The organism is Rhodococcus sp. IEGM 1372, from assembly GCF_030056835.1.
Lineage (GTDB): Bacteria > Actinomycetota > Actinomycetes > Mycobacteriales > Mycobacteriaceae > Rhodococcoides.
This window is the reverse complement of the sequence record NZ_JASHKS010000004.1, coordinates 70748-91864: the sequence shown is the minus strand read 5'-3', so window position 1 is coordinate 91864 and position 21117 is coordinate 70748. Positions and strand designations below refer to the sequence as shown.

The window sequence follows — 21117 nt, the reverse complement described above, 5'->3', positions numbered from 1 at the left end:
GGAGTGGAGCGCCATGTGCACCCTCACCGAAGCGCGATGTACTTGGTCTCGAGGTACTCCTCGATGCCCTCCGAACCACCCTCGCGTCCGAAGCCCGATTCCTTGACGCCACCGAACGGGGCGGCGGCGTCGGAGATCGCACCGCGATTGACCCCGACCATGCCGGTGTCCAGTGTCGCCGACACCCGCAGGGCACGGTCGAGGCTCTCGGTGAAGAAGTACGCCACCAACCCGTATCGGGTGTCGTTGGCAGCGGCCACGGCCTCGGCCTCGGTGTCGAATCCGATGATCGCCGCCACGGGGCCGAAGATCTCGTCCTGCAACAGATTCGCGTCGGCAGGAATCGAGTCGAGAACCGTGGGTGAGTAGAAGAAGCCGGGTCCCTCGGGCGTCGTGCCCCCGGTACGCACCCGGGCACCCTTGGCCACGGCGTCGTCGACCAACGCGGTCACCGTCCTGCGCTGCTTGTCGTTGATGAGCGGGCCGATGTCGGTGCCCTCCCGATCACCGGGACCGACCGTCAATGCCTCGATGCGCGCCGTCAACTTCGCGGTGAATTCCTCCCGCACGGAGTTCGCGACGTACAGCCGATTCGCTGCCGTGCAGGCCTCGCCGCCGTTGCGCATCTTGGCCAGCATCGCCCCGTCGACAGCGGCGTCGATGTCGGCGTCGTCGAACACGATGAACGGCGCATTGCCGCCGAGCTCCATCGATGTCCGTAGCAGTCGGTCGGCTGCGTTGCGCACCAACAGCTTTCCCACTCCGGTCGATCCGGTGAACGTGACCTTCCTCAGTCTCGGGTCGTCCATCAACGGCCCGGTGACGGAGGCGGCGTCGGAGGTGGGAAGTATCGACAGCACACCGCTGGGCAACCCCGCGTCGGCGAACACCTGTCCGAGCAGAAGCATCGTCAACGGGGTGTCCTCGGCCGGTTTGACGATGACGGTGCAGCCGGCCGCGAGTGCCGGGCCGATCTTGCGTGTGCCCATGGCCAACGGAAAGTTCCACGGGGTGATCGCCAGGACCGGCCCGACGGGCGACTTGCTGACCAGGATCGAGCCGTTGCCCGCAGGGGCGGGGGTGAACCGGCCGCCGATTCGGACGGCCTCCTCGCTGAACCAGCGTAGGAATTCGCTGCCGTACTTCACCTCACCGTGGCTCTCCGCCAACGACTTTCCCATTTCGAGTGTCATCAGCAGAGCGAAATCGGCAGCACGCTCCTGCAGCAGGTCGAAAGCGCGCCGCAGAATCTCGGCTCGCTCACGAGCGGGCGTCGCCGCCCACCCCGGCTGCGCCTCGGCGGCACGGTCGAGCGCGGCGATGCCGTCGGCCGCGGTGGCGTCGGCGACGGTGATCAGCTCCTCGCCGGTCGCCGGGTTCAGCACGGCGAATCGTGCGCCCGACGCAGAGGTCGACTGCACACCACCGAGCCAGAGATCGGTGGGCAGCGAGGAGATCAGATCGTGAGCACCCATCAGTTCCCCTGCGCCACAGTGCGAAGCGAGTCTTCGAGCACGGTCAAAGCATCATCGAGCAACTCGTCGGAGATCACCAGGGGCGGCAGCAACCGGATGACGTTGCCGTAGGTGCCGCACGTCAGCACGATCACTCCGGCCTCGAGTGCCGCCGCCGCAACGGCTTTGGTGGCCTCCGGGTTGGGCTCACGCCCACCCGTGACGACGAGCTCGAGCGCAAGCATGGCTCCGCGGCCACGCACCTCACCGATAATGCCGACCTCGGCACTCAACGCGTTCAGTCGCTCGAACACGATGCGTTCGATGTCGCGTGCTCGGGCATTGAGCTCGAGCGTCTCCATCTGCTCGATGGACGCCAGGGCCGCGGCGCAGGCGACGGGGTTACCGCCGTACGTGCCACCGAGCCCACCGGGGTGCACGGCATCGATCAGGTCGGCACGGCCGGTGACCGCGGCCAGCGGCATCCCGCCCGCGATGCCCTTCGCCATCGTGATCAGATCCGGTACGACGCCCTCGTGCTCGCTGGCGAACCAGGCCCCGGTCCGAGTGAAGCCGGACTGCACCTCGTCGGCGATGAAGACGACGCCGTTCTCGCGTGCCCAATCCGCCAGTGCCGGCAGGAATCCTTCTGCGGGCACGATGAAGCCGCCCTCACCCTGAATCGGCTCGATCAGGATGGCCGCGAGACTTCCTGCACCTATTTGCTTGTCGATGACGGAGATCGCTCGCGCCGCAGCCTGGGCACCGGTGACCGCGGAACCGTCGACGTTCAGACCTTCGCGGAACGGGTACGACATCGGCGCTCGATAGACCTCGGGAGCGAACGGCCCGAATCCGCTCTTGTACGGCATCGACTTCGACGTCAGTGCCATCGTCAGGTTGGTGCGGCCGTGGTACGCGTGGTCGAACACGACGACAGCGGACCGCCCGGTGGCGTGACGTGCAATCTTCACGGCGTTCTCGACGGCCTCGGCACCACTGTTGAACAGGACGCTGCGCTTGTCGTGATCGCCCGGGGTCAACTCGGCAAGCTTCTCGGCGACCTCGATGTAGCCCTCGTAGGGCGCGACCATGAAGCACGTGTGGGTGAAGTGTGCGACCTGATCCTGCACGGCGGCAACGACTGCCGGGTTCGAGGCACCCACGGTGGTCACGGCGATTCCGGCCCCGAGGTCGATCAGCGAGTTTCCGTCCACGTCGACTACGACGCCACCGTCCGCGTCGGCCACGTACACCGGCAGCGTCGACGCCACGCCTGCACCGACGACGGCCTTGCGCCGCTGCGCCAAGGCCGCCGACTTCGGACCGGGGAAGGCGGTGACGATCTTGCGCTCCTGCGGAAGTCGGTACTCGATCGAGGCCATGGGTCGCACCTTTCGTGTGGGCTTGTCGTGCAAGTATGCGACTCGACGAGCGCGACGGCCGGACGCCATTTCGTACACCTCGACGGCACATTGCACTCCATTTCGGCAGTTCTCCCGCTACAGTTTCACCGGTGAGCGTGCAGATGTCCTGGCTGTTGAGGCAGCAACACCTTCGCCTGAGTCACCGCGGCGGACCGGAGCGCAGCGCTGCGCCCATCACCTTCGCGCAGGCGACCGAACTCATCGATCCCAGTCCGTGGCTGTCCGGCGGTGAACTGATTCTCACGACCGGACTCGGCTTCGACGCCGACGGCCCAGCTCTCGGTACCTACGTCCGGACCTTGGCGGCCGCGGGTGTCGCCTGCCTCGGATTCGGAGTCGGGTTGTCCCACAGCACTATTCCCCGTCATATTCTCGACACCGCCGAGGATGTCGGGCTTCCCGTCGTGGAGGTTCCCTACGACATCCCGTTCGCCGCCGTCATCAGAGCGGTCATGAAACGCATAGCCGAGCAAGAATACGAGCAGGTTCTGCGTGCGGCGTCGGTCCAGACCCGCATCACCAGGGCAGCACTGCACGGCGGCGTCGACGCGATCGTTCGCGAACTGGCCGTCGCCACGTCCACATCGGTGGCGCTGATCGGCAATCGCACCGAATCGTTCCATCCCGCCGCCGCAGCCGATCTCGTAGAGCGCGCCCGCGACGTCGCCCGCAGCATTCGCCCGTCGTCGGCACCGGCCACGGTGTCGGTCAGCGAACCGGGGTGCACCGTCACTCTGCATTCGGTCGCCATCTCCGGCGGGGCGTCGAGCTTTCTCGCCATTCGCACCGCAGGCCCGGTGACGGGCGTCGAGCAGATCCTGCTCGGGCACGCGGTGTCGCTGGTGACCCTCGAACTCGAGAAGCCCACGCGGCTGCGCGCCGAGCAGTCGCGACTCAACACGCTCGCGCTCGGATTGTTGCTGGACGGCCATCTGCCCTCCCCCGACGGCACCGCGCTACCGAGCTATCTCGTCGACGCCGCCGACGACGACTCTCGCATCAGGGTCGCCGTTGTCCGTGGACCGTCCGAGCGCATCGTGGAGGCGATCGATGCCGAGTGCCGAGCCAGGGCGCGGCCCACGTTCACTCGGCAGACCGACACCGGTGTGGTGGTGTTGTTCCGCGGTACCGACGACTCCGAAATCGTTGCCCGACTGTTCGATTCACTGCCGAGGTCGGTGCGCGTCGGCCTCAGTTCCAGCCTCCCCATCACCGAGACTCCCGTCGCTCTGAAGCAGGCTTCGCTCGCGTGCGCAGCGGCCGGCTCGGGCGATCGGATCGTCGAGTTCACCGGATCGATGCTGTTGGCCTCCGAACCGGTACAGGAGTCGCTGCGCGCGATGGCCGCCGTGACCATTGCAGTGCTGTCCGAGTACGACCGCACCCACACCGCCGATCTGGTGGGATCGCTTCGGGCTTTCCTCGAAGCGAACGGACATTGGGAGACCGCTGCGGCGAATCTTTCCGTTCATCGCCACACGCTGCGAAACCGGATCACCCGATGCGAAGAATTACTGTCGGTCGATCTGACGTCGGCGCGGGTGCGGGCGGAATTGTTGCTCTCACTGCTTGCCGCGACATCGTGAACATCGGCAATCGTGTCAGTATTTCTCGATGAGCACGCCGCAGCCCCACATTGCCGTCGCCACTGCGAAATCGGTTCGACTCGGAGTACTGCTGGCGGCAGTCGGTGGATTCCTCGACGCGTACACCTACATCACCCGCGGCGGCGTGTTCGCCGGCGCGCAGACCGGCAACGTCGTGCTGCTCGGCGTCGATGTCGCCGCCGGCCGGTGGGTCGATGCGCTCGCGTTCCTACCCCCGTTGGCGGCCTTCGTCCTGGGGGTCGCGACCGCAGAATTCATCGCGCTGCCCGCGGTTGCGAGGATCGTCCGACGACCGGTGCGGGCGGTGCTGGTGTTCGAGATCCTCGTGGTCCTCGTCGTCGGATTTCTGCCGGCGACCGTGCCCGATGCGGTGGTCTCGGTGATCCTCGCGCACGTCGCCGGCGTGCAGGTGACCACCTTTCGTGTGCTGGTGGATTCGCCGTTCAACACTACGATGACGACCGGCAATCTCCGCAGCATGGCGATGGCGGCTTTCCATCGGGTGGTCGAACACGACCTGGAGGCCGGCACCCGCGCCCGACGGTTCGGCGCGGTGATCTCCGGATTCTTCGGCGGGGCGCTGCTCGGCGCACTCGCGGTCGAGCTGTTCGGGCTACGGGCGATCTGGGTCGTAGCCGTGATGCTGACCGTCGCTCTGGCACTGTTCGTGTTCGACGAGCGCACACCCAGGTCGTTGTCTCCGAAAGGTCAGTCGCCCAACCGAAGCGGAGCGATCGACTCGAACACATCGCCCGGTCCCGGGTTGCCGTCTGCCGACGAACCGCCCAAGTGATGCACGACGCCCCACACCGCGTTGAGTGCGGTGTGAATGGCTCCCTCGGCCCACCCTGCCGTCCACGAGATGTCGTCGCCGGCGAGAAAGATCCCCCGGTGTCGAGGTTCGAGATCGTGCTGCACGAAATGGGTGAACAGTCTTTCCTGGTATCGATAGTGGCCCGGCAGATTCGCCTTGAATGCGCCCATGAAATCGCGTTCGGTTTCCCAGGACAGAGTCACCGGCGTGGAAATGATGTGACTACGGAAGTCGACACCGGGATAGATCTCCTCCAGCGATCGCAGCATGATGTTCATGCGCTCGGTCGGATCCAGGGCCAGCAGCTTGAGCGAGTCGTCGGACCACGTGTAGGACAGGCAGATCAGCCCGGACTTACCCTCACCCTGGTCGAGTAGGTACGTGCCGCGGCTCATTCGGTCGGTCAGCGTCATGCTCACCAGATCGCGGCCGGTGACCGGATCCTTGTCCTTCCAGAACGGCCGATCGACGAGTGCGAACACCTTGGTCGACCCCATGTAGTGGGTGCGTTCGATGGCGGTCCAGTGGTCGATGGGGAACAGATCGTCGTCGCATCTGATGTTGCTCAGCAGCATCCAGCTCTGGGCGGTCACGACGGCGACGGCGTAGGTGCGGATGTTGCCGCGGTCGTCGTGGATCGTGGTGCCGCCGTCGGTGCGCCTGATCTCGGTGACGCGCGACATCGTGGTGCCGCCGTTCAGTGACGCGACCGATGTGCCTGCGGGCCAGTGCGCCATGTTCGCCGGCGAGTCGGTCCACAATCGCATCGGTAGTTGCTGCGATCCGCCGACGATTCCGCGATGGTGATCGTCCGCTGCCGTGATGACGACGCGAAGGATCTCGAGGATCGAGTTGGGATAGTCGGTGTCCCATCCGCCCGTTCCGAAACCGACCTGGCCGAACAGCTCTCGCATCCGAAACGACGAGAAGTGCTCGGACGCAGCGAGGAAGCCGTAGAAGGTCTGATCGTCGAACTTCACGATCAGCTCGTTCCAGATCCGCTTGATCTCGGCCACGTCTCGCCTGCGGATGGCACGCTGCAGCGGAATCAACTCGGCGTGTTCCTCGAGCGTCCTGTTCCACGCGTCGGCGACCTCGGCGAAGATCGGCGGGAGATCGTCGAGCTTGCGTGCGTAATGGCTCTCGCCCTTGAGGTCGATCACCGTACTGGGGGTCACCTCGGCCAGCGGGTTCGGAAACGGCGTCGTCTCGAGCCCGACGGCGTCGAGGTAGTGGAACAGCGCGGTCGACGACGGCGGAAAACGCATCGCGCCCATCTCTGCCACCACACCCGGGTGCCCGTCGAACGGTACCGAGCGCATCCGTCCGCCGATCCGATCCGATTCGTACACAACGGGTTCCATGCCGAGCTTCAGCAATTCGTGGGCGACGACCATACCGGCGAGTCCGCCGCCGATCACAGCGACCCGGGTACCGAGGGCCGCGTCGGGGATGCTCCCAAGGCCGGCCGGATGCGCGAGGTAATCGTCGTACGCGAACGGGAAGTCCGGGCCGAACATCGTGAGCGGCTGGTCGTCCTCGGATGTGATTGCGCTGTCCGGGGTGACGGGTGTGGTCATCGGTCGGTCTCCTGCTCGGCCCGTGAGGGTCCTGTCGGGTAGAGGTCGGTGCGGCGATCGGCCAGATGGGTGTTGACCGCACGCGATCGAGCGAGCTCGGCCGGATCCAGCTCGAAGGTCAGCAGTTCTTCGTGTTCACCGGCTCGCGCGAGGTCGTTGCCACCCGGCCCGACGGCACAGGTCAGCCCGCAATACCTCAGGCTCGCCTCGGTGCCGCAGCGATTGACGTAGGTGATGAACAGTTGGCTCTCGTACGCCCGCGTGGGAACGACGTGAGTGGCGATGATCTCGAACGGGGTCATCAGACCGGTGGGAACGATCAACCATTCGGTGCCGGCATCGGCGTGCGCGCGAACGGCTTCGGGAAATTCGACGTCGTAGCAGGTGAGTACACCGCACCGCAGCCCGCCGAAGTCGAACTGCACCACCAGGTCCGGCCCCGGAGTGAAGTGAGTGCGATCGAGGGCCCCGAACAGGTGCGTCTTGCGGTAACGCGCGACCGATAGTCCGGATGCGTCGACCACCTGCACCGCGTTGAACACGGCCTCGCCCCCGTGATTCGAATGACCGAGTTCGGGGTATCCGTACACGATTGCGACACCGTGTGTTCGCGCGATCGAGGCGATGCGCTCGAAGATCGAACCGTCGAACGTTTCGGCTCGTTCGCGCACCAGATCCCCGATGTCGTAACCGCTCACCGACATTTCCGGGGTCACCAGCATCGACGCGCCTGCTTCGGCTGCGCTGCGCGCCGCGGCATCGATTGCCGACAGGTTGGCCTCGACGTCGGCGGAGAACTCCGGCCCTTGGAACAGCGACATGATGACCGTCATCAGCGAAACTCCCGTTTCCTGTTGTGCAACTCTTCGGGCAGCGCGGGTGCCAGCACCCACAGGACCCGGGCACCACCACTGCTGTCGCTGCGAAAACTGTGCGGGCGTCGCGGCGAGAACGTGAACGCATCGCCCGGTCCGAGCAGCACGTCGTCGCCGCCGAAGGCACCGCCTGGATCTTCCTCGAAGGTCACTCGAACCTCGCCGGACAGCACGTGTACGAACGTGACGTCCAACGGCAGGGTGTACGCCTCCGCGCCACTGCCGCCACCTTCCTCGATCTCCCCCAGCAGTACCTGGACCCGCCGCTCCCCGACCGGGGTCAACAGATACTCCGTCATCGCCGTTCCCCCGAACATGATGCGCGGCAACGATTGCGCGCGCACCACTTCACCGGCGGGGGCGTCGTCGAACAGGGAGCCGACCGGAACGTCGAGCGCAGCACAGACCCGAACCAACGATGCGACCGATGCGTTCACCTGATCGCGCTCGAGCTTGGACAGGTACCCCTTGGTCACCCCGCAGGTATCGGCGAGGGCGTCGAGAGTCAGCCGCTTCTTCTTGCGCGCTTCCTTCAGCCGCGCGCCGATACGTGGCGCGTCGTTCTCGACCGAAGCAGCAATCGACACCGTCATCGCCTCTCAGGAAACTCGTGTTGACAAGATCGTGCATCAGAGTAACGCTTGCCGGGCGAACTGGTCGACTCCACTGTCACCGGACTCCTTAAAATTCGGAAGGAATTCTCGATGAACCCGAGTAGTCCCGAGCACCCACCGATCGGTCCGGTCGACGCGACCAAGGTCCCCCGCTACGCCGAGCCCACCACGTTCGCTCGGCTCCCGCGCCTCGACGAGGTGTCCCGAGCCGACGTGACCATCCTCGGCGTCCCGTTCGATTCCGGCGTGAGTTACCGCCCGGGCGCACGTTTCGGTCCGGGGCACATCCGCGCTGCCTCGAAACTGTTGCGGCCCTACAACCCTGCCCTGAAGGTCTCGCCGTTCGCCCGCCAGCAAGTTGCGGACTTCGGCGACATCGGAGTCAATCCGTTCGACATCACCGAGGCTCTCACCACGGTGCACGACGCGGTGACCGACCTGCGCGCCGACGGCTCCTCGGTTCTGACCCTCGGCGGCGATCACACCATCGCACTGCCGATTCTGCGCTCGCTCGCCCGGGACCACGGACCGATCGCAGTGCTGCACTTCGACGCTCACCTCGACACGTGGGACACGTACTTCGGTGCGCCCTACACCCATGGAACCCCGTTTAGACGAGCCAGTGAGGAAGGCCTGATCGATCTCGAACGCTCGCAACACATCGGCATTCGCGGCCCGCTCTACAGCGAGCAGGACCTCGAGGACGATCGAGTTCTGGGCTTCCAGGTCATTCGTTCCGACGATTACGAGGTCGACGGTGTCGCCAGCATCGTCGAGCGGATGCGCAGACGTCTGGACGGCGGCCCGGTCTACGTATCGGTCGACATCGACGTTCTCGACCCAGCACACGCGCCCGGCACCGGCACTCCCGAAGCCGGCGGCATGACCTCCCGAGAGTTGCTCAACACTCTGCGCGGACTCGTCGGCCTGAACGTGGTCGGTGCCGACATCGTCGAGGTCGCGCCGGCCTACGACCACGCCGAGATCACCGGAATCGCTGCGGCGCATGTTGCCTACGAGCTGTTGTCGGTTCTCGCCCTCAACCGATAGGACGTCACCGCCGCGGCAGCACCAGGATCGGCACCGGCGAATGACGGATGATCTTCGTCGCCCGGGAACCGAGAAACACCCGAGCGATGGGTCCCAGTGGCCCGGACGATCCGATGGTCAGTACTTCGCCGTCCTGCCAGTGCAATTCGTCGAGGGCTTCGCGCCAACTGCCGGCCGAGGCCAACTCGGTCGTCACCCGATCGACCGGGAGTCCCACCGCAACCGCGTCGTCCTCTGCTGCGGTGAGCGCCTCGCTGAGCCCCCGGGACAGCTCGGCGGCTACGTCGTCCTCGGCGCGCAGCCCGATTTCGGGCGGGTACATCGTCGCACCGCGGACAACGAACGACGCCAGACGAAGCGGAACGCCTGCTTCCCTGGCCAGTTCGGCGGTGGGTCCCACCACGCGCGAGGCCTCGCTGTCACCGGAGAACGCGCACGTGATCCGTGTCAGAGTCGCGCGCTCGCGCACGCGATAGCCGCGCGGGGCCAGCGCCACCGTCACCGGCGACGAGTGCAGCAGTTTGTCGGCGGTCGACCCGACGACGACCTGCCCGAGTGCGCCGTCGCCCGAGGAGCCGAGAACCAGAACCGCGGCCCCGAGACTGTCCGCCGCATCGGTCAACGCCGTCGACACCGAGCGGTGCGCGAGGCGGTGGAACGACGCGGCGATGTCGGGCGCTTTCTCCTGCAGATAGTGCCGCGCCTTCGCCTCGGATTCGGCTGCCGTTGCCGCCGCCCAATCAGCGAACTCGGCATCGACGCGGGCCATCGACGGCGTCGACCACGGCTTGGGAACCACCGTCGCCACGTCGATGTCGGCACCGGTCGACCGAGCGAGTTGGGCACCGAGATCGAGGGCACCGACGCTGCCCTTCCCCGGTGCGAACGCGATCAGCACGCTCATCGCGCGTCCTGCCCTGCACCACGCAATGCCGAATGGTGCCGACCCCAGAAGTAGTAGAACGCCAACACCACTGCGAGCCAGAGCCCGAACCAGAACCACGTGGTCCAGTGCAGCCCGGACAGGATGTACAGGCACGCGAGGACCGACAGCACCGGAGTCACCGGGTATCCCGGAACCTTGAACGGCCGCTCGAGATCGGGCATCGAGCGGCGCAGCACGATCACTCCGATGGACACGACGATGAATGCGACGAGGGTGCCGATCGACACCAGGTCCGCCAACTTGTCGAGCGGAATGAACGCGGCGAGGATCGAGATCACGACGGCGACGACGATCGTGTTGTTGACCGGGGTGTGCGTACGAGGACTGACCTTGGCGAAAGCTTTGGGCAGCATGCCGTCTCGGCCCATGGCGAACAGGATGCGAGTCTGCCCGTACATCGTCACCAGGGTCACCGAGAAGATGGAGATCACCGCACCTGCAGCCAGAATCGTTGCCGGCCAGGCCTGCCCGGTGACGTTACGCAGGATCTCCGCCAGCCCGGCTTCCTCCTGGCCGGCGAAGTCGGTCCAGGGCTGAGTGCCAAGGGCGGCCACGGCGACGACGAGATAGAAGACGATGACGACGATCAGCGCCGCAATGATGGCCCGCGGCATGGTCTTCTGCGGATCCTTCACCTCGTCGCCCGCGGTGGACACCGCGTCGAGTCCGATGAACGAGAAGAAGATCGTGCCGGCGGCCGCGGTCACACCTGCTGCACCCAGGGGCATGAAGTCGGAGAAGTTGCCGGAGTCGAAGGCGGTGAATCCTACGATCGCGAACAGAGCCAGCACGCCGAGTTTGATGACGACCATGACTGCGTTGACGGCCGCCGACTCGCTCGCACCGCGAATGAGCAGAACGGCGCACAGCACGATCAGCACGACCGCAGGCAGATTCATGATGCCGGGATCGGCGTCACCCGGGGCAGCGGACAGCGCGTGCGGGATGGTGAAGCCGAAGAGATTGTTCAACAACTCGTTGAGGTACCCGCTCCACCCGACGGCGACGGCAGCGCTGGACACTCCGTACTCGAGCAACAGGCAGGCGGCGACGCCCATCGCGACCACCTCGCCCATCGTCACGTACGCGTAGGAGTAGGTCGAGCCCGAAACCGGCACCGCCGATGACATTTCGGCGTAACAGATAGCTGCGAGACCGGCCGCGATACCCGCGGCCAGGAACGAGAGCACCACTGCAGGACCGGCTTCGGGAACCGCGAGCGACAGGACGAAGAAGATGCCGGTACCGATGGTGGCACCGACGCCGAACATCGTCAGCTGAAACGTGCCGATGGTGCGTTCCAGCCCGCCACTGTTCTGCTGGTCCGGATCCACGATCGGCTTCTTGCGAAGCAGTTGTGATCGCAGACTCGATGCAGGTCTGTTCGACGAGGTCATGTGGGCGACTCCCAACGTGGAGAGAAACTCTCGAATCAACCGGTTCGGCTGATTCTGCTCCCCGATCGAATGATTCGCACACCGAACCGGCTCGCTCGTCTCCGCGAGTTCTCGATGTGGTTCTCAGCTCAGATGGTGCACGGAAGAGCACAGAGCGTCCAACAGATCCTCGTCGTGGCTGATCACGAGCACACCGAGTCCGCCGTCGACGGCCTGTCGTTCGACCGATCTGGCGATCGACGCCGTCGTCGCCGCGTCGAGCATCGACGTCACCTCGTCGCAGATCAGATAGCGCGGGCGTTGCGCCAACGCCCGTGCGACACAGGCGCGCTGCAATTGCCCGTCGCTGACCTGGTGTGGTCGACGGGACAGCAGGTCCGCGGTCAGGCCAACCTGCTCTGCCAGATCCGCGACATCGACCGAGCGCCCGGCGATGACCCCGGGTTGCTCGATGATCGTGCGCAGGGTCATCCGCGGATCCGTCGCCTGCCGTGGAGACTGGAACAGCAGCGCGATCTGTGCGCGTGACGTCGCAGGTACCGAATACCCGACGCCTCGCACGGTGGTTCCGTCGAGCAGCACCGATCCGGTTCGAGGTTTCTGCAGCAGCGCAAGCACTCTCGCGAGGGTTGTCTTTCCGCTACCCGACGGGCCGGTCAGCCCCGTGAGCGTTCCCGGTTCGACCGAAACGCTGACCTGTGTCAACACATCGGGGCCACCCGGGTAACCGGCGCTCACGGCCATCGCGTCCAGACTCATCGGTGCACTCTCGTTCGGTACGACCGCGCGCCCACCGTCACCATTTCAGTGGGTCCACCGGAGTGTGGAGACAGTGGCCGGCGGAGGTGATAGACGCAGTCGTCGGGAAGGTCGGTCAACTCGGGCGGCGATCCCGGGAGCGGAGTCATCCCGCGAGAGGGCAGCGCGTCCAGCAGGTCCCGGGTGTAGTCGTGCAGGGGATTCTCGAGCACCGACGCGGCAGGTCCCGTTTCCATGAGACGCGAGGCGTACATGACGGCGATGCGATCGGCGACCTCCGTCCTGATCAACGACGACAGGTCGTGGGTGATCAGCAGTACCGCTGCGCCGTCGTCCGCGCACGCCCGCAGTAGCCCGAGCACGTGGTCGACGGCCGCGCGATCGAGGTTGGAGGTGGGCTCGTCGGCGACGATCACCGTGGGATCCGCGGCCAGCGCTCCGGCCAGAGCGACCCGCTGAGCCATTCCACCCGAGAGCTGATGTGGATGGAGATCGAGGTGTGCCGGGGCAAGCCCCACCCGCTCGGCGAGCCGATCGGACGTCGACGGCCCTCCGTGCGCGGCGATCGTCTCGTCCAGTTGCGATCGGACGGTTCGAGTCGGCGTGAGATGTGTTGCCGCAGACTGCGGAACGAGCGCGACGTCCCTGCCCCGAAACCCTGCCGCACTCGTCACGTCGAATTTTCGCTCTGCGGTGGTGACCAGGACCGATCCGCTCACGGTCGTCCCGACCGGCAACATCGCCATCACCGTCGCCGCGAGAATCGATTTGCCGCAGCCCGACTCGCCGACCAGAGCGGTCACGGTTCCGGCGGGAACCTCGAGATCGACATCGGAGGCGGCATGCACCCACCGTCGACCGATCGGAATGCGAACGGTCAGGTTTCGGACGGACAGACCACGGGTCACAGGCGAAGCTCCGACGGACGCGCAGGCGTCACCCGCGCCCGCAGTGCCGAACCCAGCACGGCCACGGACAGCGTGGCGACCAGCAGTATCGCGGCAGGGAACACCAAGGTCCACCAACTCCCCAGCAGCAGAGAACTGCGGGCTTCCTCGAGGAGGGTACCCAGGCTCGGCTCGTGTGGAGGCAGCCCGAACCCCAGGAAGGACAGCGTCGATTCGTGCCACACCGCGTGTGGGAGCAACAGGACGACGGCGATCATGGCCTGGGGTACGACGGCAGGAACGAAGTGTCGTGTTGCCACGTGAAAACGACTGGCCCCGGCCAGAATTGCCGCGTCGACGAACTCTCGCTCGCGCAACCGAAGGATCTCCGAGCGCACGATGCGAGCCACCTGGGTCCAGTGTGTCAACGCGATCGACGCCACGATGGCGACGACGCTACCGCGAAACATCGCCACGATCACGATGCCGAGCAACAGGTGGGGCAGCGCGTTGACGGCGTCGGTGCTGCGCATGACGATGCGATCGACCCGCCCACCCCATACCCCCGCGGCCAGGCCGACGACGCAGCCGAGGACCGTTGCCAGTGCCGCGCAGGCCACCGCGATGAGCAACGATGTGCCGATGGCCGATGCGCTGCGCACGAACAGATCTCGGCCGGCCGAGTCGGTGCCGAACGGATGCCGCGCCGAGGGCCCCAGCCTCGCCGACGAGAAGTCGACGACGCGATCGTCCACCCCCGCGAGCATGGGGACCGCTACCGCGTACACGGTCAGAGCGGCGAGGGCCACGCTCGCGATCGCCGTGCGCCTATCCATCCGCACGCACCCTCGGATCGAGTCGCACGACCAGTACGTCGGCGAGCAGAGAGCCAAGCATGACCGCGACAGTGGTTCCGAGAGTCAGCACGGCCAGCAACGGCATGTCGAGATCGCGTGCCGACTGCACGACAGCTCCTGCAACGCCCGGCCACCCGAATATCTCTTCCACCAGTACTGCCCCGACGACCAACTCGGGCAGTCGAACTCCGACGACGTTGACGAACGGGGCCAAGGCGGCGGGCACGATGTGGCGGCGAGTGATCTGGGCGGTGGGAATGCCGCGAGCCACCGCACCTGCCACGAAGTCCTCGCCACGCGCGGACGCGATGGACTCGCGAACCGACAACAGCAGCCACGGAACCTGAGACAGAGCCAGAACCGACGCGGGCAGCAGCAGATGGCGGAGTACTCCACCGAGGGTGGGATCGCTGCCGCCGTCGGAGAGTCCGGCCACGGGCAACCATCCGAGACCGAGCGCGAACACCGCGATCGCGGCGAGCGAGAGCACGAACGGCGGCACCCCCTGAACGGTGACGCACGCGGCGGCGACGAAGCGGTCCAACCGGCCGCCGGCACGAATGCCGGAAGCGATGCCGACCGTGAACGCAATCGCGATCGCGGCCGACAGCGCGACTCCCGCCAACAACATCGTCCACGGAATACGCTCGGCCAGAACCTGACTCACCGGCTGTCCGTAGGAACGCGACTGACCCAGATCTCCTGTCACGACGCCCTGCAACCACTGCCAGTAGGCGACGAACCACGGCCGATCGAGGCCGAGGGCAACCGTCATCGACGCCTTGTCCGCCTCCGTCGTCGTCGTGTATCGGTTTCCGAGGTACCCGACGAGCGGGTCGAACGGGGACGCCGCCGCGGCGGCGAAGAGCCCCAGCGAGACGACACCGCACACCGGAACCAGCAGCATCAGTCGACGGCGCACCATCGCTCCGATGCCGCGCGATTTCGTGTCGAGCCGTCGATCGACGGTCACGACGCGCGAGTCCACGTCTGCAACGACCACCACGGACCCCACGTGACGCCGTGAGAGTGCGGCTCGAGTACCGGGCCGGACATCGTCCAGTCCGAATCCTTCGATACGTACGTGTGATCGAGAAAGACCAGGAAGACGTATCCCGGATCGGCCACGTAAGCGCGCTGCATCTCCCGGTACGCCTCCGCGCGTACCGCAGGGTCGAGGCTGCGCCTGCCGGTGTCGAGGGCGGCGTCGACCGTCGGGTTCGAGTAGTCGGCCGCGTTGTCGTAGACACTTCCGACGCCCGGCGCGACGAACGACGAGTCGAGTGTGCGGTATGCCTGCGTATCGGCATCGAACGGCTCTTCTCCGCCGCCGAGCATCGTGGAATCCACGCCGATCCTGGGGTCTATCCGGTCCCACGACAGTGCTTCGAGGGTGACTTCGACCCCCACCGCCACCGCGTCGGACGCGAAGGCCTGCGCCAGATCTCGACGCACGGTATCGGTCGAGTTGTACATCACGGTGATCTCTGCGCGCTGTCCGTCACGCGTGCGAATGCCATCGGGACCGGGGATCCAGCCGCCGTCGGACAGGATCTGGCGGGCCGCGGCCGGGTCGTACTCGAACACCGCAGTCGGTTCGTAGGAATCGCCGAACACCGGCGGAACGGGTGTGGCCGCCGGTCGGCCGTATCCGCCGAGCACCCCGTCCGTCATCGCCTGTCGATTCACGGCGAGATTGAGGGCGAGCCGCATGTCCCGGTTTCCGGTGACCGGTGAATTCGTCGGCAACGACACACCCCGCCAATCCGCGGAGACATTGGCCGACAACGACATTCCCTCGCGTCCGTCCAGGCTCTGCGCGAGAAGCGGCGGTAGGTTCGTCCCGTCGATGTCGCCCGACGCCATCCGCTGGGCTCTGGTGTTGTCGTCCGGGACGTACAGAAGGGTGAGCTTCTTCACCTCGGGCGCACCGCCCCAGTAGTTGTCGTTGGCCTCGAATTCGGCTCGATCCGGTGACGGATCCACCAGAACGTAGGGGCCGGTTCCGACAGGTGCGCGGTTGAGTGGGGATTCGGCGGCGAGCCCGGGTTCCGCGACGGCCTCCGACGGGACGATTCCGATGAGCAGCTTCGTCGGAAACGGCGCGTACGAATAGGCAAGTCGAAATTCGACGGTCGAATCGTCGATCGCGACGACCTCGTCGATCATGTCGAACGACGATCTCGCCTCGGACGCCGATGCCGGATCCAGAATCGCCTCGTAGGTGGCGACGACGTCGGCTGCATCGAACGCGGACCCGTCGGAGAAGACCACTCCCTCGCGCAGCGTCGCCGTCCACACCGTCGCGTCGTCGTTCGCCGTGGGAACCTCGACTGCGAGTGCGGGTTCGAGCGGTGGCAGACCGTCGCCGCCGCCGATGCGCACCAGCCCGTCGTACATCTTCGCCTCGCCCGCGGCACCGTACCCGGCGACCGGGTTGAAACCGCCGAGTTCGTAACCGTCCGCCAACACCAGTGCATCGGCCGATGCCGCTCCCGATTGCGACGGTGCCGAGCACGCGCTGACCGACAGCACGCACGCGATCGCGACGACGGTCACCGAGCCGAGTCGTGTCATCTACCTACCTTCGTCGAACGCCGAGTCGCGCGCGACGATGCTTCCACACCCGTGTAACCGATCGGTTTCGGCGACTTACGATGATGGGAGTCGACGAGGAGCAAGACACACATGGCCACACAGCGCGATGCGCTACCGCTCGATTCCGTCGCTGCGCAGTCGGCTTCGGACGCCGGCGGACTCGACGTCGCTCTGCTGGGCAGCTTCCTCGAAGTCCTCGCCGACGCCGTCGATGCCGGCGTCCCACTGAGCCGCCCGCAGCTGCACGAGTTCCGAGCGCAGGGTGATGCCGCTGCCCGCGCGGGCGTCGCACTGCGGGCATTGCTGGATCTGTACCTGAGCTCGGCGTGGCGACTGTGGCGCGAACTACCCGCTGTCGTCGCCGCCGCGGAGGACCCGGCCGGGGTCGTCACGGCAGGCGAGGTGATGCTGCGCGCGGTCGACGACGCGGTGGCCGAACTGGCCGAGGGATTCCAGCTCGCCCGGCGCACTCTCGTGCGAGCCGAGGTACTCGCCCGCCGGGAATTCGTCGACGATCTGCTCTCGGGCACCTCCGATGTCGCCGGGGTGCTCGGGCGGGCGCAGACGTTCGGCCTCGATCTGTCGAGTCCTCATGTGGTGGCAGTGGTGACGTCGACCAAGCCCTTCACCGACGCCAGCTCTGCCATCACCCTCGTCGAACGCAGTGTGCAGGGCAGCAAGGGCGACGCCGAGTTGCTCGTGGCCACCAAGCAGGACAGGTTGATCCTGGTGTTCCCGGCACCCGACCTCGTCGCCGTCGACCACGTCCTCGACCGGGTGGGACGGGCCCTCGGTACGTCCACATCGACGTCGAGCGAATCGGTCGATCTCCGTCGTAAAGGGGAATACGGCCGGACACAGATCGGGGTCGGCCGCCCACGCAGCGGGGCGGTCGGTGTCGCGGCGTCGTACCGGGAAGCCCTCGACGCACTCGATCTCGCCGCCTCGCTCGGATTCGACGCATCGGTGGTCGATGCTCGTGATCTGCTCGTCTACCGCGTCCTGATCAGCGATCGCGCGGCGATCGCCGATCTGGTCGACACGTTGTTGACACCGTTGCTGAGCGCGCGAGGCGGCGCGGGTCCACTACTGGAGACGTTGCAGGTGTACTTCGACACCGGTGCGAACACTGCATCCACCGCGCGCCGCATGCATCTGTCGGTGCGGGCGGTGACCTACAGGTTGTCGCGAATAAAGGATTTGACCGGGCAGAATGTGGGCAACCCCGTCGAGGCATTCGCGCTGCACACGGCGGTGCTCGGAGCGAAGTTGCTCGACTGGCCCGAGATCGGCTCGTCGTCGTGACTCAGCGGGGCCGCTGAACTTGCCGTAACCCGGCAACGAAATCGGTCGAAACGTGTCCGCAAAACGACCATGCCTGCAGGAAAGCGAACAGTCACACTGGAGTAGTCGCGGAAAGACGCAGTATTTTCCGCCCAGGCCCGAACGTACGGCCGGAAAAACGGCAAGACGAAGACAGACGAGAACGAGAAGGAGCGTGTGAAGATGGCGTCGTTGACACAGAAGTTGACATCGTTCGCTCGCAGCCCACAGGGCAAGAAGATGATCGACCAAGCACGTCGGTACGCAACCAAGCCCGAGAATCAGGCGAAGTTGAAGCAACTCGGCAGCAAATTCACGAATAGAGGTGGCCGTTCATGAACGTCGTCCCCTGGTGGGCATGGGCGGCATTCGGTGCCGTCGTCCTGATCCTGTTGGCCATCGACCTGTTGGCACACCGCGGTGCCCACATCATCGGTTTCAAGGAAGCCGCATGGTGGAGCGCACTGTGGGTCGGCGTGGCCATCATCTTCGGCATCGTGGTGTTCTTCACCTTGGGCACCACGGCCGGCGTCGAATACACGACGGCCTGGTTGTTGGAGAAGAGTCTGTCCGTCGACAATCTCTTCGTCTTCGCGCTGATCTTCGGCTACTTCAAGGTTCCCCGTGAGTACCAGCACCGCGTGCTGTTCTTCGGTGTGATCGGTGCCCTCGTCTTCCGCGCGATCTTCCTGGCCGCCGGTGTGGCCATCGTCAGCAAGTTCGCTGCCGTTCTGTTCGTTTTCGCCGCCATCCTGCTCTACAGCGCATACAAGCTGATGAAGGACGAGGACGACTCGTACGACCCGAGCACCTCGATCGCAGTTCGTTTGCTTCGCAAGATCATTCCTGTCCGCGACGAGTACGAAGGCACCAAGTTCTTCGTCAAGGAAGCAGGCAAGCGAGTGGCCACGCCGCTTCTCGCCGTCGTGGTGGCCATCGAGGCCGCCGACCTGGTCTTCGCAGTCGACAGTGTTCCGGCAGTTCTTGCGGTGACCGACGACCCCTTCATCGTCTACTCCTCGAACGCGTTCGCCATTCTCGGTCTACGCGCCCTGTACTTCCTGCTCGCAGGGTTGCTCGAGAAGTTCCACTACCTGTCCAAGGGACTGGCGATCATCCTCGCCTTCATCGGCGTCAAGCTGATCCTGCAGGCCGGACACAAGGTGATCAGTACCTCGATCCCCGAGATTCCCTCGCTGGTCAGCCTGGTGGTCATCATCGTGGTCCTGGCAGGCTCGATCATTCTGAGCCTGAAGAATCCCCCGAAGGAGGACGACGCAGACGCCATCGACAAGGTCGCTGCCGACAGCCCGATCGTCGATCCGACGGACGGAACCTCCTCGGCCGGCACCTCGCCGACCGGCACGTCGAGCACGGATTCACCGCGACTCGACAAGCCCTGACCCTTCACCACACATGCCCCGCCGATTCGATTCGGCGGGGCATGTTTGTGTTCCAGGGGGATGGGGCAATCACTGCACATGGCTGAAAAGAACTCGTACACCGTTCCCGGACTCACCTCGGAAGTGGGCGCGCGCGTCGCCGCGATCCTTCAGGATCGACTGAACGCCTACAACGATCTCCACCTGACCCTCAAGCACATTCACTGGAATGTCGTCGGTCCCAACTTCATTTCGGTACACGAGATGCTCGACCCGCAGGTCGAAGCAGTTCGCGGATTCGCGGACGACGTCGCCGAGCGCATCGCAACCCTCGGTTCCTCGGCCAAGGGCACACCGGGCACCATCGTCTCCGAGCGCAGCTGGGACGATTACTCGATCGGTCGCGCGACGGCCATCGAGCACCTCGGTGCACTCGACCTGGTCTACACCGGGGTCATCGAGACCACTCGGAAGAACATCGAAGAGGTCGGCGAGATCGACCCGGTGACCGAGGACATGCTCATCGGCCAGAGCGCGCAGCTCGAACTCTTCCACTGGTTCGTGCGGGCACACCTGGAGAACTCCGGTGGTCAGCTCTCGACCGCCAACGCGACCAGCGAGGTCGACGCAGCGAAGCAAGCAGGCTAAACACTCACGCTTTACGCACCGACCTCGCCGTCAACCGGCGGGGTCGGTGCTTTTTCATGGCCGGCGTCAGTCGGACGGTCTCGCTTCGTGCCCGCTGCGGCCGTGGGTTCGACGCTTCTCCTTCATCTCGGCCTCGAACACGTGGCGACGTCCGCCGAGCAATTCGTCTCGGACGGCCCGCTCGTGTTCGCGCAACGGGCCCCAGTATCCGTCGTCGAACTCTTCGACGAGCTGGAACGTCCAACGCCCCGGTGCGATGTTTCTGCCGATCATGTCCGTGTCGATTCGCTGCGCGATCGCGTCGTGATCTGCCTCGGCGAGTGCCTCGACGGCCTCACCCAACAGCAGGTCCGAATGCCCCATCAGTTGGTGGAACGAGTACAGGTGTCCCCGGGCCCGCTCCACACACTCGAGTGCCTCGGACATCTTTCCCACTGCGGCCACGGTCGCATCGTCCACTCCGCTCGGGCGCCGGTGTTCGGGTGAGGGCATATCGGGGGCGGAATGCATATCGGTATCTGGGTCCATGGGCGTCGATTACCCGAATCGGGCCGGCAGAACCCGTCGCATGTGCAGTTCATGATTACCGACGTCGATCACGGGTATAGCTACTCGTGAACGGATAGACAATCGATTTCGAGGAGTTCACCATGGCTGATTTCATCGACAAGGCAAAGCACAAGGCAGAAGAGCTCGTGGGCGAAGCCAAGGAAAAGATCGGCCACAAGACCAACAACGACGATCTTGCTGCCGAAGGCGCAAAGGATCAGGCGTCGGGCAAGACCAAGCAGGTCGGCGACGACGTCTCGGACGCCGCAGGCAACATCAAGGACAAGTTCAAGAACTGATCGTCTCGATCGGTCGAAACGAAACCCCGCACCCAGGCCCCGGCCGTCGAG

General features: G+C 65.5%; 20 protein-coding genes. 7 read left to right on the top strand and 13 right to left on the bottom strand.

Annotated elements, in window-relative coordinates; genetic code table 11:
• Positions 1–23: 23 nt before the first annotated feature.
• Positions 24–1475 carry an NAD-dependent succinate-semialdehyde dehydrogenase gene (locus tag QM590_RS06940; RefSeq protein ID WP_269594322.1) on the bottom strand — a complete coding sequence of 484 codons (1452 nt, stop codon included), beginning with the start codon at positions 1473–1475 and terminating at the stop codon, positions 24–26.
• Positions 1475–2839: a 4-aminobutyrate--2-oxoglutarate transaminase gene (gabT, locus tag QM590_RS06935; RefSeq protein ID WP_269594321.1), complete on the bottom strand. Its 1365-nt coding sequence runs from the start codon at positions 2837–2839 to the stop codon at positions 1475–1477. The genes QM590_RS06940 and gabT overlap by 1 nt, the downstream gene beginning before the upstream one ends.
• Before the next feature lie 131 nt (positions 2840–2970).
• Between gabT and QM590_RS06930 the strand changes: the two genes are divergently transcribed.
• Positions 2971–4467: a PucR family transcriptional regulator gene (locus tag QM590_RS06930; protein WP_269594320.1), complete on the top strand. Its 1497-nt coding sequence runs from the start codon at positions 2971–2973 to the stop codon at positions 4465–4467.
• A gap of 28 nt (positions 4468–4495) precedes the next feature.
• A complete protein-coding gene (locus QM590_RS06925) occupies positions 4496–5281 on the top strand; it encodes a YoaK family protein (RefSeq protein ID WP_269594319.1) in 786 nt (261 codons plus the stop codon).
• Here QM590_RS06925 and QM590_RS06920 read toward each other — a convergent pair.
• Genes QM590_RS06920 through QM590_RS06910 form a run of 3 tightly spaced genes read right to left on the bottom strand, consistent with a single transcriptional unit; the run spans position 5197 to position 8350 of the window.
• Positions 5197–6882, bottom strand: coding sequence for a flavin monoamine oxidase family protein (locus QM590_RS06920; protein WP_269594318.1), 1686 nt, complete (start codon positions 6880–6882; stop codon positions 5197–5199). The genes QM590_RS06925 and QM590_RS06920 overlap by 85 nt on opposite strands.
• Positions 6879–7715: a carbon-nitrogen hydrolase family protein gene (locus tag QM590_RS06915; RefSeq protein ID WP_269594317.1), complete on the bottom strand. Its 837-nt coding sequence runs from the start codon at positions 7713–7715 to the stop codon at positions 6879–6881. The genes QM590_RS06920 and QM590_RS06915 overlap by 4 nt, the downstream gene beginning before the upstream one ends.
• Entirely contained in the window at positions 7715–8350 is a 636-nt protein-coding gene (locus QM590_RS06910; RefSeq protein ID WP_269594315.1) for a helix-turn-helix domain-containing protein, read from the bottom strand. Before QM590_RS06910 ends, QM590_RS06915 begins: the two co-directional genes overlap by 1 nt.
• A 111-nt stretch (positions 8351–8461) precedes the next feature.
• Here QM590_RS06910 and speB point away from each other — a divergent pair, with 111 nt between their 5' ends.
• Positions 8462–9421: an agmatinase gene (gene speB, locus QM590_RS06905; protein ID WP_149405281.1), complete on the top strand. Its 960-nt coding sequence runs from the start codon at positions 8462–8464 to the stop codon at positions 9419–9421.
• 4 nt (positions 9422–9425) lie between these two features.
• On the opposite strand, the gene QM590_RS06900 is transcribed toward speB, so the two are convergent.
• The 7 genes from QM590_RS06900 to QM590_RS06870 all read right to left on the bottom strand — a co-directional run bounded on the left by QM590_RS06900 (position 9426) and on the right by QM590_RS06870 (position 16844).
• Positions 9426–10325, bottom strand: coding sequence for a universal stress protein (locus QM590_RS06900; RefSeq protein ID WP_269594314.1), 900 nt, complete (start codon positions 10323–10325; stop codon positions 9426–9428).
• On the bottom strand, positions 10322–11764 hold the full coding sequence (locus tag QM590_RS06895; RefSeq protein WP_269594313.1) for an amino acid permease: 1443 nt from the start codon (positions 11762–11764) through the stop codon (positions 10322–10324). The genes QM590_RS06900 and QM590_RS06895 overlap by 4 nt, the downstream gene beginning before the upstream one ends.
• 123 nt (positions 11765–11887) lie before the next feature.
• Complete coding sequence (locus QM590_RS06890; RefSeq protein ID WP_269594312.1) at positions 11888–12523, bottom strand: ABC transporter ATP-binding protein; 636 nt, start codon at positions 12521–12523, stop codon at positions 11888–11890.
• Positions 12520–13431 (bottom strand): ABC transporter ATP-binding protein, encoded by a 912-nt coding sequence (locus QM590_RS06885; protein WP_269594310.1) that lies wholly within the window; start codon positions 13429–13431, stop codon positions 12520–12522. The genes QM590_RS06890 and QM590_RS06885 overlap by 4 nt, the downstream gene beginning before the upstream one ends.
• Positions 13428–14246 carry an ABC transporter permease gene (locus tag QM590_RS06880; protein WP_269594309.1) on the bottom strand — a complete coding sequence of 273 codons (819 nt, stop codon included), beginning with the start codon at positions 14244–14246 and terminating at the stop codon, positions 13428–13430. The genes QM590_RS06885 and QM590_RS06880 overlap by 4 nt, the downstream gene beginning before the upstream one ends.
• Positions 14239–15282 carry an ABC transporter permease gene (locus tag QM590_RS06875; RefSeq protein ID WP_269594308.1) on the bottom strand — a complete coding sequence of 348 codons (1044 nt, stop codon included), beginning with the start codon at positions 15280–15282 and terminating at the stop codon, positions 14239–14241. Before QM590_RS06875 ends, QM590_RS06880 begins: the two co-directional genes overlap by 8 nt.
• The gene (locus tag QM590_RS06870) at positions 15237–16844 is read right to left on the bottom strand and encodes an ABC transporter substrate-binding protein (protein WP_269594307.1); all 1608 of its coding nucleotides are present in this window, start codon (positions 16842–16844) and stop codon (positions 15237–15239) included. The genes QM590_RS06875 and QM590_RS06870 overlap by 46 nt, the downstream gene beginning before the upstream one ends.
• 111 nt (positions 16845–16955) lie before the next feature.
• Here QM590_RS06870 and QM590_RS06865 point away from each other — a divergent pair, with 111 nt between their 5' ends.
• From QM590_RS06865 to QM590_RS06855, 3 genes are all read left to right on the top strand, one after another.
• Positions 16956–18170, top strand: a complete 1215-nt coding sequence (locus QM590_RS06865) for a PucR family transcriptional regulator (RefSeq protein WP_269594306.1) — start codon at positions 16956–16958, stop codon at positions 18168–18170.
• Positions 18171–18523: 353 nt separating this feature from the next.
• Positions 18524–19591 (top strand): TerC family protein, encoded by a 1068-nt coding sequence (locus QM590_RS06860; RefSeq protein ID WP_269594305.1) that lies wholly within the window; start codon positions 18524–18526, stop codon positions 19589–19591.
• A gap of 78 nt (positions 19592–19669) precedes the next feature.
• Complete coding sequence (locus QM590_RS06855) at positions 19670–20218, top strand: Dps family protein (protein ID WP_032397614.1); 549 nt, start codon at positions 19670–19672, stop codon at positions 20216–20218.
• A 66-nt stretch (positions 20219–20284) separates the two neighbouring features.
• Here QM590_RS06855 and QM590_RS06850 read toward each other — a convergent pair whose 3' ends face one another.
• Positions 20285–20728, bottom strand: a complete 444-nt coding sequence (locus QM590_RS06850; RefSeq protein ID WP_269594449.1) for a hypothetical protein — start codon at positions 20726–20728, stop codon at positions 20285–20287.
• A gap of 140 nt (positions 20729–20868) precedes the next feature.
• Between QM590_RS06850 and QM590_RS06845 the strand changes: the two genes are divergently transcribed.
• Entirely contained in the window at positions 20869–21066 is a 198-nt protein-coding gene (locus QM590_RS06845; RefSeq protein WP_269594304.1) for a CsbD family protein, read from the top strand.
• Positions 21067–21117: the final 51 nt, after the last annotated feature.

Excerpts from the sequence above, each read along its gene's own strand:
- QM590_RS06920 (WP_269594318.1), bottom strand. The coding sequence starts at position 6,882 with ATGACCACACCCGTCACCCCGGACAGCGCAATCACATCCGAGGACGAC.
- QM590_RS06860 (WP_269594305.1), top strand. The coding sequence starts at position 18,524 with ATGAACGTCGTCCCCTGGTGGGCATGGGCGGCATTCGGTGCCGTCGTC.
- gabT (WP_269594321.1), bottom strand. The coding sequence starts at position 2,839 with ATGGCCTCGATCGAGTACCGACTTCCGCAGGAGCGCAAGATCGTCACC.
- QM590_RS06925 (WP_269594319.1), top strand. The coding sequence starts at position 4,496 with ATGAGCACGCCGCAGCCCCACATTGCCGTCGCCACTGCGAAATCGGTT.
- QM590_RS06915 (WP_269594317.1), bottom strand. The coding sequence starts at position 7,715 with ATGACGGTCATCATGTCGCTGTTCCAAGGGCCGGAGTTCTCCGCCGAC.
- QM590_RS06855 (WP_032397614.1), top strand. The coding sequence starts at position 19,670 with ATGGCTGAAAAGAACTCGTACACCGTTCCCGGACTCACCTCGGAAGTG.
- QM590_RS06870 (WP_269594307.1), bottom strand. The coding sequence starts at position 16,844 with ATGACACGACTCGGCTCGGTGACCGTCGTCGCGATCGCGTGCGTGCTG.
- QM590_RS06865 (WP_269594306.1), top strand. The coding sequence starts at position 16,956 with ATGGCCACACAGCGCGATGCGCTACCGCTCGATTCCGTCGCTGCGCAG.
- QM590_RS06910 (WP_269594315.1), bottom strand. The coding sequence starts at position 8,350 with ATGACGGTGTCGATTGCTGCTTCGGTCGAGAACGACGCGCCACGTATC.
- QM590_RS06895 (WP_269594313.1), bottom strand. The coding sequence starts at position 11,764 with ATGACCTCGTCGAACAGACCTGCATCGAGTCTGCGATCACAACTGCTT.
- QM590_RS06890 (WP_269594312.1), bottom strand. The coding sequence starts at position 12,523 with ATGAGTCTGGACGCGATGGCCGTGAGCGCCGGTTACCCGGGTGGCCCC.
- QM590_RS06850 (WP_269594449.1), bottom strand. The coding sequence starts at position 20,728 with ATGCATTCCGCCCCCGATATGCCCTCACCCGAACACCGGCGCCCGAGC.
- QM590_RS06900 (WP_269594314.1), bottom strand. The coding sequence starts at position 10,325 with ATGAGCGTGCTGATCGCGTTCGCACCGGGGAAGGGCAGCGTCGGTGCC.
- QM590_RS06880 (WP_269594309.1), bottom strand. The coding sequence starts at position 14,246 with ATGGATAGGCGCACGGCGATCGCGAGCGTGGCCCTCGCCGCTCTGACC.
- QM590_RS06940 (WP_269594322.1), bottom strand. The coding sequence starts at position 1,475 with ATGGGTGCTCACGATCTGATCTCCTCGCTGCCCACCGATCTCTGGCTC.
- QM590_RS06845 (WP_269594304.1), top strand. The coding sequence starts at position 20,869 with ATGGCTGATTTCATCGACAAGGCAAAGCACAAGGCAGAAGAGCTCGTG.
- speB (WP_149405281.1), top strand. The coding sequence starts at position 8,462 with ATGAACCCGAGTAGTCCCGAGCACCCACCGATCGGTCCGGTCGACGCG.